Annotated in this window: 16 protein-coding genes; 4 read left to right on the forward strand and 12 right to left on the reverse strand. The window is 69.2% G+C overall.

Annotated elements, in window-relative coordinates; genetic code table 11:
* Positions 1-103: 103 nt before the first annotated feature.
* On the forward strand, positions 104-889 hold the full coding sequence (locus tag VMJ11_RS00005) for a maleate cis-trans isomerase family protein (RefSeq protein WP_325615644.1): 786 nt from the start codon (positions 104-106) through the stop codon (positions 887-889).
* 125 nt (positions 890-1014) lie between these two features.
* Here VMJ11_RS00005 and VMJ11_RS00010 read toward each other — a convergent pair whose 3' ends face one another.
* The 12 genes from VMJ11_RS00010 to VMJ11_RS00065 form a co-directional block, all read right to left on the reverse strand.
* Positions 1015-1980, reverse strand: a complete 966-nt coding sequence (locus VMJ11_RS00010) for a chemotaxis protein (RefSeq protein ID WP_325615647.1) — start codon at positions 1978-1980, stop codon at positions 1015-1017.
* Between the two features lie 118 nt (positions 1981-2098).
* Positions 2099-4408 carry a sensor domain-containing phosphodiesterase gene (locus VMJ11_RS00015; protein WP_325615649.1) on the reverse strand — a complete coding sequence of 770 codons (2310 nt, stop codon included), beginning with the start codon at positions 4406-4408 and terminating at the stop codon, positions 2099-2101.
* 289 nt (positions 4409-4697) lie between these two features.
* Positions 4698-4982, reverse strand: a complete 285-nt coding sequence (locus VMJ11_RS00020; RefSeq protein ID WP_325615651.1) for a hypothetical protein — start codon at positions 4980-4982, stop codon at positions 4698-4700.
* A 22-nt stretch (positions 4983-5004) separates the two neighbouring features.
* A complete protein-coding gene (locus VMJ11_RS00025; protein WP_325615708.1) occupies positions 5005-5502 on the reverse strand; it encodes a hotdog family protein in 498 nt (165 codons plus the stop codon).
* A 62-nt stretch (positions 5503-5564) separates the two neighbouring features.
* Positions 5565-6380, reverse strand: coding sequence for a beta-ketoacyl synthase chain length factor (locus tag VMJ11_RS00030; RefSeq protein ID WP_325615653.1), 816 nt, complete (start codon positions 6378-6380; stop codon positions 5565-5567).
* A complete protein-coding gene (locus tag VMJ11_RS00035) occupies positions 6377-7636 on the reverse strand; it encodes a beta-ketoacyl-[acyl-carrier-protein] synthase family protein (protein WP_325615654.1) in 1260 nt (419 codons plus the stop codon). Before VMJ11_RS00035 ends, VMJ11_RS00030 begins: the two co-directional genes overlap by 4 nt.
* A 31-nt stretch (positions 7637-7667) precedes the next feature.
* On the reverse strand, positions 7668-8444 hold the full coding sequence (locus VMJ11_RS00040; RefSeq protein WP_325615710.1) for a polysaccharide deacetylase family protein: 777 nt from the start codon (positions 8442-8444) through the stop codon (positions 7668-7670).
* 98 nt (positions 8445-8542) lie between these two features.
* Positions 8543-11089 carry an MMPL family transporter gene (locus VMJ11_RS00045; RefSeq protein WP_325615656.1) on the reverse strand — a complete coding sequence of 849 codons (2547 nt, stop codon included), beginning with the start codon at positions 11087-11089 and terminating at the stop codon, positions 8543-8545.
* On the reverse strand, positions 11089-11748 hold the full coding sequence (locus VMJ11_RS00050) for an outer membrane lipoprotein carrier protein LolA (protein WP_414694252.1): 660 nt from the start codon (positions 11746-11748) through the stop codon (positions 11089-11091). The genes VMJ11_RS00045 and VMJ11_RS00050 overlap by 1 nt, the downstream gene beginning before the upstream one ends.
* On the reverse strand, positions 11745-12788 hold the full coding sequence (locus VMJ11_RS00055) for an acyl-CoA synthetase (protein WP_414694253.1): 1044 nt from the start codon (positions 12786-12788) through the stop codon (positions 11745-11747). Before VMJ11_RS00055 ends, VMJ11_RS00050 begins: the two co-directional genes overlap by 4 nt.
* The gene (locus VMJ11_RS00060; protein WP_325615659.1) at positions 12785-14599 is read right to left on the reverse strand and encodes an AMP-binding protein; all 1815 of its coding nucleotides are present in this window, start codon (positions 14597-14599) and stop codon (positions 12785-12787) included. Before VMJ11_RS00060 ends, VMJ11_RS00055 begins: the two co-directional genes overlap by 4 nt.
* A 48-nt stretch (positions 14600-14647) precedes the next feature.
* Entirely contained in the window at positions 14648-15304 is a 657-nt protein-coding gene (locus VMJ11_RS00065) for a hypothetical protein (protein WP_325615661.1), read from the reverse strand.
* A gap of 553 nt (positions 15305-15857) precedes the next feature.
* Here VMJ11_RS00065 and VMJ11_RS00070 point away from each other — a divergent pair.
* The 3 genes from VMJ11_RS00070 to VMJ11_RS00080 all read left to right on the forward strand — a co-directional run bounded on the left by VMJ11_RS00070 (position 15858) and on the right by VMJ11_RS00080 (position 17917).
* Positions 15858-16118 carry a phosphopantetheine-binding protein gene (locus VMJ11_RS00070; protein ID WP_325615663.1) on the forward strand — a complete coding sequence of 87 codons (261 nt, stop codon included), beginning with the start codon at positions 15858-15860 and terminating at the stop codon, positions 16116-16118.
* Between the two features lie 51 nt (positions 16119-16169).
* Complete coding sequence (gene fabG / locus VMJ11_RS00075) at positions 16170-16886, forward strand: 3-oxoacyl-ACP reductase FabG (protein WP_325615665.1); 717 nt, start codon at positions 16170-16172, stop codon at positions 16884-16886.
* A 248-nt stretch (positions 16887-17134) separates the two neighbouring features.
* On the forward strand, positions 17135-17917 hold the full coding sequence (locus tag VMJ11_RS00080; protein ID WP_325615667.1) for a glycosyltransferase family 2 protein: 783 nt from the start codon (positions 17135-17137) through the stop codon (positions 17915-17917).
* The last annotated feature ends 18 nt before the right edge of the window (positions 17918-17935 follow it).

Here is a 17935-nt window from a genome sequence, read left to right on the forward strand (position 1 = left end):
ACGGCCACATGGGCTGGACGATGTCGTGCGGCACCGCAAAACTGCTCGCCGACATCATGGCCAACCGCGAGCCCGAACTCGACATGACGGGATTGACACTGAGATGACTACGACCGCGCCCCAACAGAATCCACCGGACACGTACACGAAACTCGATTTCGCGCTCGACGACGGCATCGCCCGCCGCGCGGCGATCGGGCTCGTCGTGCTGGCGACCGACCATACGATCGAATACGAATGGCGCGATCTGTTTCGCCAGGAGGACGTGGCGTTCTACGAATGCCGCCTCGAAAACTCGCCGGATATCACCCCGCCGCGCCTCGCGGAAATCGAGGCGCGTATCGCACCCGCCGTGAGCCTGCTGCTGCCCGGCGAGCGGCTCGACGTCGTGGCGTTCGGCTGTACCTCGGCCTCGATGGTGATAGGCGAAGCGAGGGTGGGCGCGCGCATTCGCGAGGCGCGGCCCGAGATTGCATTCACCACGCCGATCACGGCGGCGCTCGCCGCGCTCGACGCGCTCGGCGTGCGGCGCGTGGCCCTGCTCACGCCGTACGTGCGCACCATCAACGACTTCATGCGCGACTATATCGAGGCGCGCGGCGTGGCGGTCACGCGCATGGCCTCGTTCGAGCATGCGGACGACAACGAAGTGGCGCGCATCGATTCCCGTTCGATTCGCAGTGCGATAGAAGCGCTCGCGCGGCACGACGACGCCGATGCGGTATTCGTGTCGTGCACGAGCCTGCGCGTGGCCGCACTCGTACCGGAACTCGAAGCCCGAATCGGCAAGCCCGTGCTGTCGAGCAACTATGCGATGGCATGGCATGCGCTGCGGCTCGCGGGCGTGAATGACAGCGAGCCGCAGCTTGGGCGAGTGTTTGCGCGCTAGGTCCCGTCAGCGCGCCAAGATACGCGGCCGAATATAAGGATTCCGAAAGTAATCCGGGAATCGGGGCCCAAGGCGGCGGAGCGTTTGAACGCCGTCGCGCGCCCCGGCGCATGCATCGAACGAGATCACGTGTAGATCGGCCTGCCCGCCAGCGCGCTGCGAATCGCGCCCGCAAGGTCGCCCGCGGCGAATTTCGCCACGTAGCCACTCGCGCCCGCGTTCTTCACGTGCGCTTCGTTCGCGGTGCCCGTGAGCGACGAGTGGATCACCACCGGAATATCCACCGTGCGCGGGTCCGCCTTGATCTTGCGCGTCAACGTGAAGCCGTCCATCTCGGGCATTTCGAGGTCGGTCAGCACGAGCGCGATGCAGTCCTTCGCGCGTTTGCCTTCGCGCTCCGCGCTCGTCGCGATCGCGTCGAGCTGCTTCCACGCTTCGAGGCCCGTTTTCGCCATCGTGTATTCCACGCCGAGCGCCTTGAGACTCTGGCCAATGAGTTCGCGCGCGAAGCCCGAGTCGTCGGCGGCAAGCACCTTGGCCCCCGGCGGAATCACCGCGCGCGCGCCCACCTCCTCCGGCATCACGGCGCGATGCTGCGCCGGGAACACGTCGCGCAGCACCTGCTCGACGTCCACCACCTGCACGAGCTTCTTGCTCTCGGGATCGTTGCCGAGCCGTGCGATGCTCGTCACGCGGTTGCCCATCGTGACGTCGGCGGTGAGCACCTGGCTCCATTCGAGCCGCACGATCTCGTCCACGCTCTCGAGCGCGAAGCCTTGCGTGGAGCGCGCGAATTCCGTGACGAGCAGGATGTTCAGGCCCGTGGCCGGCTCGCAGCCCATCAGCTTGGGCAGGTCGATCACGGGCATCACCTGGCCCCGGATGTTCGCCGCGCCGAGCACGTATTCGGACGATGCCGCGATCGGCGTGATCGCCGGCATGCTCAGGATTTCCCGCACCTTGAAGACGTTGATGCCGAAGACTTCGCCAACTTCGCTGCCCGGCGCCGCGCCGAGCCGGAAAAGCAAGAGTTCGAACTGGTTCGTGCTCGTCAGGCGGGTTCGTTCGTCGATTGCGAAGCCGCTTTCCATGGTTTCCTCATGTCGTTTTCATGTGAACAGGCCCTGCTCCCTGTGCCATCGTCTACGGCCTGCCGCGAGAAATCTTGAGGCTGCCGCGCGGGCATCGCGGCGCCCGGTCGGGTTTGCCTCATGCATCCGAGCGCACGCGCCCGGCGGCATGCTCGCGCAGGAGCGCCGCGCAGGCCTGTGCGCTCACCGGCCTGCCGTACAGGTAGCCCTGCTGCCGCTCGCACGCGAGCGAGCGCAGGAACGAGGCCTGCTCGGGCGTCTCCACGCCCTCCGCCGTCACGCGCATGCCGAGCGAGTGCGCCATCGCCACGACGGCCTGGGTGATCGCCACGGAGTCGCGGTTGTCGGGCAGGCCCGCCACGAAGGTGCGATCGACCTTCAGATGGTGCAGCGGAAAGCGCTTCAGGTACGAGAGCGACGAATAGCCAGTGCCGAAGTCGTCCACCGAGATGCGCACGCCAATGTCGTTCAGCGCACGCAGGATCGGTAGCACGCTCTGGCTGTCGCTCATCAGAATGCCCTCGGTGATCTCCACTTCGAGGCCGTCGGGCGCGAGGCCCGTCTTCGCGAGGCAGCTCACGACCTGCTCGACCAGGCCCTCGGCGATCTGGCGCGGCGAGAAGTTCACGGCCATCACGAAGTCGGGCGCGAAGAGGCGCCGCCATTGCGCAGCCTGCCGGCACGCATGTTCGAGCACCCACTCGCCGATCGGGATGATCATGCCGGTGTCCTCGGCCACGGGAATGAACTCCACCGGCGAGACCTGGCCCAGCTCCTCACTATCCCAGCGCAGCAGCGCCTCCGCGCCGATCATGAGGCCGCTCGCGCCGTCCACGATCGACTGGTAGACGAGGCGCAGCTCGCCCGAAGCGAGCGCCCGGCGCAGCCCGCGCTCGAGCTGGAAGCGGCGCTGCAGCCGCTGGCGCAGCTCGGTCGTGAAGAACTGGAACTGGTTCGTGCCGCGCTGCTTGGCCGAGTACATCGCCGAGTCGGCGTTGCGGATCAGCGAGGCGGCCGTGCGGCCATCGTCGGGATAGAGACTGATGCCGATCGAAGCGCCCAGGTAGTACTCGTTGCCGGCCACGGCGAACGGCGCGGCGATGGCGTCGAGCACGCGCTGCGCGAGCGCGGCGAGTTCGTCCACGTCGTCGTAGCGGCGTACCGCGATCACGAACTCGTCGCCGCCCACGCGCGCGAGCGTATGCGCCTCGCTCACGCACGCGGTGAGGCGCCGCCCCACGTCGCGCAGCAGCATGTCTCCCGCCTCGTGGCCGCCCGTGTCGTTGACCTTCTTGAAGCCGTCGAGGTCGACGAATAGCAGCGCGGGCCTCGCCACGCCGTTCGCGCTTTCGAGCAGCGCACGCATGCGCTCGGCGAGGAACGTGCGGTTATAGAGGCCCGTGAGCGCGTCGCGCGTCGCGAGATAGCGCAGTTGCTGCTGCGCCTCGCGCACCGGCCCGATGTCCGTGAACGACACCACCACCGAAATCGGCTCGCTCTCGCCGGGCCGGAAGATAGGCAGCACGTTCTCGCTCACCCAGACAATCTCGCCCTGCGCAAGCTCCAGGCCGACCGTCGCGCCGATCAGGGGCTCGCCGGTTTCGAGCGCTCGCATGCTCGGGCGTTGCGAGGTGGGCAACGGCGCGCCGTTCTCGTCGAGCACGCGCGGAATCACGTCCATGATGCTGCGGCCGATGGCGTCGTCGGGCAGGCGCAGCAGGCGCCGCGCGCTGCGGTTGCAGGCGAGCACGGTGTCGTCACGCGCCTGCATCACGATGCCTTCGTTGAGGTGGTCCACGACGAGCCGGTGGTGCTCCTCGCTCTGCGCGAGCCGTTCGGCGATGGACTGCTGGGTCAGCATGGCCGCGACGCTGCGGGCGATGTCGCACAGCAGCGCCTCCTCGGCCGCACTGGGCCGCCAGCGCCGGCGCTGGTAGACGGCGAGCGCGCCCAGCAAGCCGCCGTCGTCGTCTTCGAGCGGCATCGTCCAGCCCGCGCGCAGGCCGCTTTCGAGCGCGATGCGCCGGTACTCGCCCCACTCGAGCGCGGTTTCGTAGTCTTCGACGCAAACCGTGCGCTTCTCGTGGATGGCCATCCCCGACGCGCTCGCGCCTGGGCCCACCGGCGTGCCGTCGAACGTGGCGTGATAGTGCGCCGGCAGCGAGGGCGCGCTGCCGATGCGCAGGCGCCGCCCGTCGCTGTCGAGCCTTAGGATCGAACAGCACGCGCCCTCTCCGAGGAGCCGCTCGGCGCGGCGGCACAGCTCCGCCAGCAGCTCCGGCAGCGGCATGCTGCGCGACACCAGCCGCAATACGCTGCGCTCCGATGCGAGCGCCGCATCCGTTCCGTTCGTTTCTCCGGACACCCCCGACTGACCGCCCCGTGGTCCCGCTGCGCCGAACTCGCCGGCCGCTTCGGAATAGACCATACCCTCGTCCCCTCTTGTTGCCGCGGCGCGCCATGCGCCCGTGGTCGGTTCGATCTCGCGTGTGCTGCGCGGCACACCGCCTGCCGCCAGGCGAGCGACGGGGCCGCCCCTGCGTTAACGGCAGCGGCTCAGGCATCTTGAAGCGTGGGAGGGCAACGGCGCGGGGCCGAAAATGACGGGGTGTGGACGGCGAGGCGCGCACGGCGTGCGCTTGGGCGGGCGTGCGCGCCGCACGATGGCGCTCGCGAGCGCACACGACTACGAGCGCCATCGCGAAAGGCTTGGGACGTTATGCGTCTTTCTTGTCGCTCTTCTCGTCCTTGTGGAACACGCGTTTGGTCGCGCGCTTCGTGGCCTCGTAACCTTCGCGCGACACATGCGCGATGCCGTGGCCCACAGCTTTCGCCGCGCTTGCGGTGGCGTGGCCGAAGTCGCGCGCGGCGTGGCCGGTTTTCACGGCCGCTTCCTTCGAATCGCGCTTGATGTTCTCTTTTACTTCGTGCAGGTCCGCGTGCGCCATCGAGCTGGCCATGCCGAGCACGAGCGCGGCAAGTATGAACCGCTTACCTTTCATTTTCAGGCTTCCTTGTCAGTTTTCATCGTATGACGGCGGACGCGTCGAGCACGACCGCCGCGCGTCCCGTGAGCAGCACGTGTTCGTCACAGCGCACGGTGAAGCCGTAGAGAATCGAGTTGCCGTCTCCGCTCACGCGCTCGGCTTCGATCACGAGCGCCGCGTCGAGCGTATCGAGCCGCGCGATGCGCGCCTCCACGTTGCGCACGCTGGCAAGATAGCCTACGCGCGGACGCCCGGCCAGCGCGCCGTCGCGCACGGCATGCAGCGCGCCATGCACGGCCATCGCCTGCGCCGCGTACTCGATGCCGCTAACGGCCGCGATCCGGCCGCGCGAACGCAGCGGATTGCGTGGATCGCGATGGCTCGTCGCGCTGCAGCGTATGCGCGCTTCGTCCCACGCCTCGACCGTATCGAGCAGGCACATCGCACCGCTGTGGGGAATGTGCGCGGCGATCCATGCACGGTCGAGCGGCGCGCGCAGCGGCGTGGCAGGCGTGGCCGTGTCGGTGGCCGCCATGGCCGCCACGCTCGCAGTGTCGAGCACGTTGGCGAGCGCGTCCGGCAGATCGGCCTCGATCGTCATGACGGTTCTCCGAATCTTTCAGGCATGGTCACGTCGATTTGCACGCGCGTCTCAGGCAGATAGTCGATGACCACGCGCCCCGGTCGGCGCGCCGCGAGCGCTTCGAGCAAAGGCAGCGCGCGCGCGGCGGGATTGTTCGTGCGCAGCGCCTCAAGCTCGGGGGTAGCGAGCGGCGTGGCGTTCGCATCCGTGAGCGTCACGTCGAGCCGCGCGAGCGCCGCCGCGCTCGCCTGCGGCGCGAGCACGAGCGCCACGCCGAACGCATCGTCGATGGGCCGGACCGCGTGAAGCGGCTCGGGATAGTCGGTGTCGTAAGCGATCAGCAAGGTCGGCACGCCGTCCACGGCCACCTGGCACACGCTTTCGAGCAGGCCCGCCGCGAAGCTGCCGTCGTGCGCGCACAGCACATTCGACGTGGCACGCGCGCGCGCCGCGATGCTCCAGTAGCCCGCGGGCGCGTTGTGCACGGAGTTGTGAAAGCGCGTGGGCGAGAGCTGGCGATCGTCGCCGGCAAGCGTCTCGCAGATTGCATGGCAGTTCTGACCATCGCCGCCGGAGGCCGCGAACACGGCGGCGAGCGTGGTGGCGTCACGTCCGCTCGCCGCCACGGCCTCATGGCCCACGGCGAGCGCGGTCCTGACGACGGGGCCGGTGCGGCGGCGCTCGGCGCTCGGCAAACCGGCCGGTGGCGGCAGCACCGTGCGCGCGCTCGCGTAAGGCATGCGTGCCGCGAGGACATCGGCGGTGTGCGCCCAGCCGGTCAGACCGGGGCCGATCACGCCGACGCTTTCGATGAAGGCGGAAAGTCTCATGACGAATATCCCGAATGCCCGTGGCGTACGCGGCCCGCGCGAGCGAGCACGAGGCTGCAGTTCGTGCCACCGAACCCGAACGAATTGCTGAGCACGGTGTCCACGCGCGCCGCGCGGCTTTCCATCACATAGTCGAGGCCGAGCGCGGGGTCCGGCTGTGTGGTGTTGATGCCGGCCGGCACGAAGCGATGGCGCAGCGTGAGTGCCGCGACCACGGCTTCGAGCGCGCCCGCCGCGCCGAGCGTATGACCGGTCGCGCCCTTGGTCGAGCTGCACGGCGTGCGCTCGAAGAGCGCGCCCACCGCGCGGCTTTCGGCCGCGTCGTTGCTCGGCGTGGCCGTGCCGTGCAGGTTGATGTAATCGATCTCGCTCGCGGCCACGCCCGCCATCGAGAGCGCCTGCTCCATCGCGACGCGCGCGCCGAGCCCTTCCGGATGCGGCGACGACATGTGATGCGCGTCGCTCGATTCGCCCACGCCGAGCAGCAGGATCGCGTCGTCATCGAGCGAGTCGAGCGCATCGTGGCCATCGTGACCATCGGGCCCGGTGGGCGCGCGCTCGACGAGCGCAAAGGCCGCAGCCTCGCCGATCGAAATGCCATTGCGGTTCACGTCGAACGGGCGGCAAGGTTCGCGCGAAAGCAGTTCGAGCGAGTTGAAGCCGTACAGCGTCGTCAAGCACAACGAATCGACGCCGCCCACCACGGCCGCGTCGATCAGGCCCGCCTCGATCATGCGGCGCGCCGAGCCGAACACCTTCGCGCCCGAGGAGCACGCGGACGAAATCGAAGTTGCCGGGCCGAACAGGCCGAAGTACGCGCGCACGAATGCGGCTAGCGAATACGGGTTGTGGGTCTGCGCGTAGCGAAAGCCGGGCTCCAGCGCGCCGCTTTGCGCATCGCGCCGCTGATACGCGTATTCGGTTTCGAGGATGCCCGAGGTGCTGGTGCCGACGAACACGCCCACGCGCGCCGCCCCATAACGCGCGACAGCGGCTTCGACATGGCCCGCGAAGCCGTCCTGTGTGAGGCCGAGTTGCGCGAGGCGGTTGTTGCGGCACGCGTAGTCCGCGAGATCGGCACGTATGGGCTCGGCGTCGACGCCGGCCACGGCGCCGATCCACGTGTCGAGTTCCGCGCGCTCGAAGTCGCAGCGCGCGAGGCCGCCGCGCTGGCCACGCAGCGCGTCGAGCGTCGCGTCGAGCCCGCGGCCGAGGCAGCTGGTGGCGGTGAAATGCGAAAGGATGAGGGGTTTCACGTGAGTCGTGTCCGTTGGCGCATCGGGGGAATCAGGGTTGGTCGTCGAGGCACGCGCGCAGCGTCGTCCACTGCAGTTGCGCAGCGGCTGCGGCCCGCAAGAGCGCCGGCAGCACGTCGAGCACGAGCGGCTCGCCGTGCAGGTCGCGTGCCGCGTGGCCGTCGTGCACGAGCAGGATGTCGCGCGGCGCGAGGCCATCGAGCAGACGGCGCGTGACCGTGCCGGCTTCGCCCGCGCGGGTGTCGAAGCCGCGCCGCGTCCAGCTCGCGAGATGGAGGCCGAGGCCGCACAGCACCGGTTCGAGGAATGGATTGCGCAAGCCCGCCGGTGCGCGGAAAAAACGCGGCGGCACGCCCGCGATTTCGGTGAGCGTGCGCTGCGCTTGCGCGATCTCGCGCCGGAGCGTGCGCGGCCCCGAGAGCGAGAACGTGTGGCGATGGCGCTGGCTATGGTTTTCGACCGCATGGCCGCGCGCCACGATCGCCTCGACCCACTGCGGGTACTGGCGCGCCCGCTCGCCGATACAGAAGAACGTTGCGCGCGCCTCGAAGCGATCGAGCAGATCGAGCACGCGCGGTGTCACTTCGGGGTCCGGACCATCGTCGATGGTCAGCGCGATGCGCCGTCCCGCATGCTCCGGCAGGCGCGTCCAGTTCGGGCCGAGCAGCGCACTGCGCGGCCACAGCCCGGCCGCCGTGAGCGCGAGGTGCGAGGCGACCACGCCACCCGCTGCCCACGGCCAGGCCCCCGGCTGCGCGGCGAGCGCGGCGGCCGCGCCGACGTGCAACGCCGCCGCGCCACAGATCAACGGCGCGGGCTTCCAGCGTCGCGCCGTGGCGGCCGCGGGCGTGAAGGGCGCAGACGGTGCAGCGGACGCGGAGCGTGTCGAAGGTGCCGATGGTGAACTCACGCGCGGCCTCCATGCGAATAGCTCATGTGGGCGCGCTCGGCGTACGCGTGTGCGCTTTGCCGCTGCGCGGACTCACGGGCGGCAACGCTCGCCCCGGTGCTGCCTCGCGCGGGCGGCGGCGCGAGAATCGCCGCAAACACGAGCGCGAGCATCGCGCCGGGCCCGACCGTCAGCCCGAACGTTTCGAGCAGCGGCACATGAGAAAGCGCGAGCAGCCCGAAACCGGCCACGGTCGCGAGATTGGCGACGAGCAGCGAGACGAGCGTGCGCGCCGTGACGGGCTGCGCATCGTCTTGCTTGCAGAAGAACAGCGCGTAGTTCGAGCCCACCGCGACGATGAGCAGCATGCCCACCAGATGCAGGATGTTGAGCGGCACGCCCGCCAGCGCGAACCCGGCGGCCACGACCAGCACCGCCGCGACGAGCGGCGCGAGCGCGCGCGCCGCCCGCGAAGGCGAGCGCAGCGCGAGCGCCAGCAGCACGGTGATGGCGGCGAAGCCGGCAAGCGAAAGACGAATGTCCTCGCGCACGTAATCCACGTAGAGGCGGTCTGCCTCGGCCTTCATGTCGACGAAGAGCGCGCCGGGCACGTTCGCTCGTAAAACGGCGTCGCGCACGGGCGTGGCGTCGAGACTCGGCGCGCTTTCGGCCTGATTCGCCGCCTGCGCGCCCGGCGGCGCACGCAGCGCCAGCATCGCGCTCCATTGGCCATCGCGCCGGGTCAGCAGCGCATCGACGGCAAGCGCCATCGACGTGCCCGCGAGGTCCGCACGCGTGACCAGCGGCTGCGTACGCGCCGCTTCGACATCGGCCAGGAAGGGCGCGAAGGCGTCGGGCCTCACGCTCACCGGCTGATCCTTGATCGCCTCGCGCAGGTTCGCGGCGAGCACATTCGCGTCTGGCACGCTCGCGAGCCGCGCACGCTGCATCGCGTCGCTCGGCAGGTAGCGCGCCGGACTTTCGAAGCCACCCAGCACGCCGCGCTCGACGAGCGGCTGCAATTGCGCGCCGACCTTTTCCGCGCCTTCGAGCGCGGCCTGCTCGCTCGCGGCCGGAATCACCACGAGATAGCGCACGTCGGGCGCGCCCACGTCCGCGCGCAGGCGTGCATCGAGCGCCTGGCTCGCGGCAGGCACCGGGCTCAGCGCGGAGAGCTCGCGGCTCCAGAGGCCGTCGCGATGCAGCCAGAGCGCCGCCACGGCGGCGAGCACCAGCGCCGCGAGTGGCCAGCGCATGCGCGGCGCGGCCTGCGCGAGGCGTGCGAGCACCGCGCCGATACGCGAGACATCGCGAATGGCGAGCGCGCCGCCGCAAAGCCTGGGCAGCACGAAGCGCGTGACGAGCGCGGCGCTTGTGAGCCCGGCGATCGAATACAGCCCCAGTTGCACGAGGCCGGGAAAGCCCGAGAACAGCATCGAAGCGAAGCCGCACACCGAGGTGAGCACGCCAAGGCGAATGGTCGGCCAGTAAGCGCCGAGCCACGCGCGCATCGTGTCCCTCGTTCGAGCCGCATCTCGCTGCGTACCCTGGGACGACTGCACGAACAGGTAGATCGAGTAATCGACCGCCTCGCCGATCAGCGTGGTGCCGAAGCCAAGCGTCAAGCCATGCACCGTGCCGAACGCGAGCGCGACGACCGCGATGCCGGCCGCCACGCCCGAAAGCACCGGCAGCAGGCCGAGCACGAGCGTGCGCGGCGAGCGGTAGAGCGTGAGCAGCAGCGCCACGATCAGCAGAAGGCTCAGCGTCGAGAGGCGTTCGACGTCATGGCGGATCGCGTCGCGTGTTTCGACCGAGAATACGCCCGGCCCGGTCATGGATACCTGGTAGGCCGAAGCATTCGGCAAGGTACGCGCGGCGGCGCCAAAGGCGCTGCGCACGGCGTCGATCGCGCGGGCCTGCGCGTCGGTGTCGGAGCCGGCCGCGACCGTTTGCGCAACGAGCACGGCACGCCGGCCGTCGCGTGACGCCCACACGCCCGCGCGGCTCGCGGGCTGCGCGGCGCTGTCGAGCTGCCCGACGAGCGCCGCCACTTCCCCGGTGGGGTCGCGCGGCAGCAGGTCCTTTGCGACGAGCCCCGCCGACGAGGTCAACAGATCGAGGCTCTCGCCGAGCGCCTCGTGCAATCCTTGCTCCGTGAAGCGTTGCGGCGTGACTGCTGGGCTCAGCACGTAGCGGTGCGCAAAGATGAACTGCGCGTCGCGCGCGTCGTTCTCACCCGAGCCGTCGTGGACCGCCGCGAACTGCCGGTCGGCGCGCAGTGCCGCCGCCACGCGGCGCGAAAGCATGGCGCGCGTATCCGCGTACCCGCCTTCGATGCCGATGAGGATCAGCCGGGAAGTGAGGCCGTCGCGCAACTGGTCGACGAGCACGCGCTGCGCGGCGTCTGGGGAGCGCGGCAGGAACGCGGAGAGGTCGGCGCTGAAATTCGCGCGGCCGACCGCGACGGCGCACGCAACGAGGCACAGCAGCCACACCATGACGGCGCGGCGCTGCAGCGCTTCGATGCTGCGTGCCAAGATCGGGCGCTCGCGCGGGCCCATCAGTTCGTATCCGCGGCGAGGGCGTGCAGGCGCATGAGCGAATGGTCGCCGTCGGCCTGCTGGATCGCGACGCGCCGCAATGCGTCGCGCGTGCCGTCGATCGTGATCGCGCTCACCACCCGGCGCATGCGCGAATCGAGCGGCGTGAGCGTGAGCGTCCAGTCGTCGCCCTCACCCGCGAGCGCGACCTTGTACACCTGCTCCAGCGCAAAGCGGTTGCCCGCCAGCGTCGCGCGAATGCTCTCGATGAACGCGCCCAGCTCCGGGTAGCGCGCGAGCGCGAGCGTGTATGTGTGGCTCTCGCGCTGCACGGTCAGCATGTCGCCGTCGACCACGAGGTGCTCGGGCTTCGGGCTGCGCGTGATTTTCTCCAGATGATCGGGCGCGACGAACACGAGATCGCCCGACGACTCCAGGGGCTGCGTGGCGATCGAAACGTATTTCGTCTCGGTGAAGCTCGCGCGGCCCGACTTGTGCTGCGCGAGCGTCGACATCAGGCGGTCGAGCGTCCAGGCGGGCGGGCCGGCCGGGATGGGTTGGGCCGCTTCAGCGGCGCGGGCCTGCACGACGGGCACCGCCATCAGCACGAGGAAGGCGGCGCTCGCCATCGCGTGCAGGCAGCGCCCGCGCAAGGAAGCACTTTGGCGTGTCGCGCTCATGCGTCGGTTACCTCATGCACGGTCAGCTCGGCGTGGGCACGCGCATCGCGGCGGCGCGCGGGAGCCGGTGCGGGCGCGGCCGTCGGTGCGGTTGCGGATGTCGGCGCGCTTGCGCGAACGCTCACGGCCTTTCTGCCGCCCTGCCAGAAGTCGAAATAGTTGAACCAGTTGTACGGCGCCGCACGGCAATAACGGTCGAGCAGCGCAACATAGCGCACGAGCGCCGCGTCGATGGCGCGCTGGCGAGCTTCGCGCGGCACCTCCGTGAAGTCGGCGAGCGTTTCGAAGTGGATGTCGTAGCGGTTGCCGCCGCGGTAGAGGCCCGTCATGAACAGCACCGGGCGCTTGAGCATCGCGGCCATGTAGAGCGGCCCAAGCGGAAACGCCGCCGGCTCACCGAGGAAGGCCATGCGCCGCATCGTGGCCGCGTCGTTCGCGCACAGCGTGCGGTCCGCGAGCATGCCGACCATGCAGTTCTCGTCGAGACGCTCGTGCACCTTCAGCATCGAGCCGACCTGGCCGAGCCCGATCACTTCGGGTGTCGCCGCGGGATTCACGGCGGCCAGCGTCGCGTTGATCTTCTGCGCGTTCTGCTCATACATCGTCACGACCACGCGCAAATCGGGCCGCGTGCGGCCGAGCGCGCGCACCACCTCGAAGCTGCCGAGATGCGCGCCCATCAGGAACGCGCCCCGCCCCTTCGCGAGTGTTTCCTCCACGAGCGCATGGCCTTGCGGGCGGATGTCGAACAGGTCGAAGCGCGCGTTCATCAGGTAGATGCGGTCGTGGATCGTCGCGGCGAACGTGAACACATGGCGGTAGACGTCGCGCCAGCGCGCGGGACGGCCCAGCACGCGGCGCAGATAGTCGCGCGAGGCCGCGCATGCCCGCGGCGAAAACAGCACGAAATACGCAGCGACCAGGTGCAGCACTGCACGCCCCACACGGCGGCCGAGGCGCAGCGAGATCCACGTCATGATGCGCAACAGCAGCGCGTTGCTGCGCTCCTGCTGCTTCGCCCAGGCGGTGCGCTTCGTCATGGCCGCGCTCCGTCGTGTGCGTCGTGTGCGTCGTGTGCGAGCGGCCCGGCGCCTGATATGGCGCCCGCTTCGCCACCGCTAAGCACGCCGCTCGCGACATCGCGCCCGCTCGCGCGCAGCGTGAAGCGAATCGCGCCGCTTGCCGTCTCGTCCCAGGTCAGGTCGAGTGTTTCGCCGGGCGCGGCAGGACTCAGGAATTTTGCAGAACTGATCTTCCACGTATCGCACGGCCGGTTCAGGGCCACGCCGATCGCGTCGATGGCGTGATCGAGCAGCACGACGCCGGGCACGACCGGATGGCCGGGAAAGTGGCCCGGCAGCGCGGGGTGATCCGCGGGAATCGCGAATGAGTGCGAGATCGCCGGCTTTTTGTTTTCGTCCGGCGCGCCGCCTGTCACCGTGGCGGCCGCGCCGCGTACGTGCAGCGCAACGAGCGCGGCGAGCACGTCGTGCGGCAGCTTGCCCGTGTCGTTGCGCGGCAATGCGTCGACGAACACGAGCGGACGCGGCAGAAACGCGGGATCGACACGTTCGCGCAAGGCGCGCTGCAGATCGGCAAGCGCGAGCGTGGGCGCGACCACGAGCGCGACGAGGCGCTTCACGCCTTCGTGCTCCGCGCGCTCGTCGTGCTCGGGCATGAAGAACACGCCGTCAACCACGCCTGGAATCGCGTTGAGCTGATGATTGAGATAGGCGAGCGAAGTCCGCTTGCCCGCAATGTTGATGAGGTCCGCCTTGCGCCCGTGCAGCAGGAAGCGCTCGGCGTCGAGCAGTTCGAGCGCGTCGCCCATCGGCACCGGCTGCTCCACGTGGCCGCCCGAGACCCACACCGTCGGGCCGCGGTCGTCTGCGTCCTTGTCTTCTTGCGCCTCGCTCGCGCGCGCTTCGAGGCGAATCTGCGGGAACAGTGTCCAAGTCGCGCCCTGCGCGGTGCGGCGCGTCGCGATCTGGCCGGTTTCGGTGCTGCCGTAGATTTCGATGAGCGGCGCCCTCAGCCGCGCCTCGGCCTCGCTCGCAAGCTTCTCCGCGAGCGGCGCGGTGGCGGAAAGCACGAGCTCGGCCGGCGGCAACGCGCCATCAGCGGCGAGCAACGCGCGCAGATGGATAGGCGAGCTCACGAGCACGCGCGGCTGCGGCACCGCTTCGAGTTCGTTGCGGATATCGACGGGATAGAACGGCAGACGATTGCTGAACGCGAGGCCGCCGATCAACGCGAGCAGCACCGTCGACTCGAAACCGTACATGTGCTGCGGGGGCACGGTGCCGACGATCGTGCAGTCGCTCGCGTCGAGCAGGCCGAGACGCTCGGCCGCCGCGCGCACGTTGGCGACGAGAAAGCCCCACGTCTTGCGGTGCGGCACCGGCGCGCCGGTCGAGCCGGACGTGAACACGTAGGCCATGATGCGCGAGGCGTCGATCATCGGGACGACGAACGATTCTTGCCTATCCGCTTCGGCACCTGCGTCGGCTTGCGCCGGTTCTGGATACGCGAAGCGCGGCAGGTCGATCGCACAATCCGGCGTGTCATGCAGGCAGAACGCGTCCGGGGCGAACGAGGCGAGCTGGCGCACGGTTTCCGGCGTGTGCGTCGAGGGCAACAGGCTGATGCGCCCGGACACGAGCGCCGCGCACAGGCTCACGGTGAAACGGTAGCGGTCGCGGCAGACGTTGAACACGTGGCCGCCCGCCGGCAACGCCGCGGCCACGCGCGCGACATCGGCGAGGAAGGTGCGCACGGTAACGGGCGCGCCGTCGCGCCAGGCGATCGCCTGGTCCGGCGACGAGTGAAATACGAGCGGATGAGTCGGCATAACTTCAGTCGAGACGAATTCCTGGGTTGGCGAGGCGGCATCCATCAATCAGGAATGCTTCGCATGCGCCTGGGTGGCCTGCCGGTACGCGCGAATCGCGTCGAGCATGCCGGCGCGCGGTTCGTCGGGCAGCGCGAAACGCCGGCACGCGTGCTCGGCGACGAACATCACTGCAACGAGCGGCAGCGCCAGATAGTTGGCGAACGTCGACCACGCGACGATCGGCGCAAACGCGAACATCAGCGTTGAAACGCCCGCTATCGCGAGGAAGAACAGCGTCCACGCGAGCGTGATCTCGCGCGTGTAGCGCGCGACGGCCGGCGTGGGCGTGCCGCCGTGGATCATCGCCGCGAACTGCGTGCACAACGGCACGCGCCTCACAGCGAGCGTGCGCCCGAACAGCAGCGCCATCGCGAGGTTGAAGCTCACATGCTCCAGATACAGCCCCCATTCGAAATGGTGAGCAAGCGGCGCACGAGCGAGCCACAGTGCGAGCGCAATGAGCGCCCACAGCGGCAGCAGCCACGCCCGGCGCGGCGAGCGCGCGGCGGCGGCCAGCGCGATGAGCAGCGGCGGCACGAGCGCCATGGCAAGGCCGAAACCGTGCGCGCCCGGCGTCGCCACCGCGAAGTGCGCGCCAATCTGCCAGGCGGCCACTGCCGCCACGGCAAGCGTGACGCGCGCCGCGGCCGCCGCGCCGCTCATCGTCGGCCTCCACGCGGGCTTCGCCCGCCGTCGCACTCGGGCAGACCAGCGCGCCTCGCGGGCGGCGTCGAACGGCGCGGCAGGCGAGCAGCTTCGGTGCGGATCGGCGCGCAACGCAGGGGCAGGATGGGCAGGTAAGGCATGTAGGCAAACGTTGAAAGGATCGAGAGAGAGCACTTCGCGCGCCGTCAATCGTCATAGGAAACGCGATTGTCGGGCCGGCTTCTTGCTGGCTCGTTCGGGACGCACATTTTAAGATTGGCCGACGAGGATCATCGGAACCCAAGGCAGGACGTTTGTAACTGAATGTATGAAACCGCGCCGGGCGACGCTCGCGCCCAATCAGGGCGTGCACAAAGCCGCGCAAGCGTCTCGCGCGTTCCGGTCCCAAAATGCGCGCCGTCACGTACCGACCCTCTGTAACCCTTTCGCCGGCAAGCACGCTATACGCACCCGTACCCATCGACTAGAATCCGCGTGACCTTCACATCAAGCGAACCCTAAAATCGGGCGGCCGGCGCTACGGCCAACAGGCCCGAATAGCCCCCGCATCATGAACGCACTGGAAAAAGAACTCGCCACGCTGATCGTGAGCGAGCTGAATCTCGAGGATGTCTCGCTCGACGAGGTAAACGCCGAGACCCCGCTCTATGGCGAAGGCTTCGGGCTCGACTCCATCGACATTCTGGAAATCGCGCTGCTGATCTCGAAGAAGTACGGCTTCGAGCTTCGCTCGGATAATCCGGACAACGAAAAGATTTTCGCGACGCTCGGTGCGCTGGCCTCGTATGTCGCGGCGCACCGCGTACGCTGATCGACTGGCTCAGGTGAGCGCGCTCAGGTCGCCACTGAAAGGAGAAAACGCATGCGCGCACTCGTGACAGGCGGCAGCGGCGCGATCGGGCAAGCCATCAGCGAAGCGCTCGCGCAGGCGGGCCACGAAGTGTGGGTGCACGCGAACCGTCACGCGGCAGACGCCGAGGCCGTCGCGCAGCGCATCGTGGTTGCGGGCGGCAGTGCGCGCGCCATCGCCTTCGACGTGACCGACGCCGACGCCACCGAAGCCGCGCTCAAGCAGCTCGTCGAGGACGCGCCCGTGCAGATCCTCGTGAACAACGCGGGCATTCATGACGACGCGCCGCTCGTCGGCATGACGCGCGAGCAATGGCGCCGCGTGATCGACGTCTCGCTCAATGGCTTCTTCAACGTGACGCAGCCGCTGCTGATGCCGATGATCCGCACACGGCACGGGCGCATCGTCAACATCGCCTCGCTCGCGGGCGTGATGGGCAACCGCGGTCAGGCGAACTACGCGGCCGCGAAGGCCGGTCTGATCGGGGCGACGAAGTCGCTCTCGCTGGAGCTGGCCTCGCGCGGCATCACCGTGAACGCCGTGGCGCCCGGCATCATCGCTTCGCCCATGGCCGAGCAGGCGTTTCCCGCCGAGCGCATCAAGCAGCTCGTGCCCGCGCAGCGCGCCGGCCAGCCCGCGGAAGTGGCGGGCATGGTCGCCTACCTGGTGTCCGACGCGGCCGCCTATGTAACGGGGCAAGTGCTCTCGATCAACGGCGGCATGGCCTGAGCGCGTCGCGGCAACCTCCAGAGGAAATACGAGTGTCTGTGCAACCCTTCGACGCAAAGCGGCAGTCGCGCTCCGCGCCCGGTGCGGGTGCGCGCATGAGCACACGTGCGGGCGGCGAAGCATCCTGTTACGAATTGCCCTCGCGCGACGACGCGTGCGCGCGCGTAGCGCGCGATCGCGCCCACGCGCGCGCGGCGGCGCGGCCTAAAATCTCGTCAGCGTCTCCCGCTTCGCAAGCGGCCGTTGCCATGTCCACGCCCAGCGCCTCGTCCACCCATCTCGTGCTGATCCCGAGCTACAACCCGGGTGCCAAGCTCGACGAGACCGTGCGCGGCGCCCGCGCGCAATGGAACCCCGTGTGGGTGGTCGTGGACGGCAGCACGGACGGCAGCGCCGACCGCCTGCAAGCGATGGCCGAAGCGGACCCCGGCCTGCATCTGATCGTGCTGCCCGCCAATCGCGGCAAGGGCGGCGCGGTGCTCGCGGGGCTCGAAGCCGCCGCCGCGCGAGGCTTCACGCACGTGCTGACGATGGACTCCGACGGCCAGCACCCCGCCGCGCTGATTCCCCAATTCATGACCGCCTCGCAGGCGGCGCCCGATGCAATGGTGCTGGGCCTGCCGAAGTTCGACGCCGACGCGCCGCAACTGCGCGTGCAGGGTCGCCGCGTCTCGAACTTCTTCGCCGACTTCGAAACGCTGTGGGCCGGTATCGGCGACTCGCTCTATGGCTTTCGCGTCTACCCGATCGCGCCGCTCGCGGCGATCATGCACCGGCAAACGTGGATGCGCCGCTTCGATTTCGACCCCGAAGCCGCCGTGCGTTTGTCCTGGGCGGGTGTACGGCCCATCAAAATTGAAGCGCCCGTGCGCTACTTCAGCGCCAACGAGGGCGGCGTCTCCCATTTCAACTACGCGCGCGACAATCTGCTGCTCACGTGGATGCATCTGCGGCTCGTCGCCGGGTTCGTGCTGCGCCTGCCGCGTTTGATCGTCAGGCGCTGGATGCGGCGCGGGCAGGAATCCGCCTGACGCCGCGTCGATGCCTTC

This window comes from Paraburkholderia sp. (assembly GCF_035501035.1).
Lineage (GTDB): Bacteria > Pseudomonadota > Gammaproteobacteria > Burkholderiales > Burkholderiaceae > Paraburkholderia.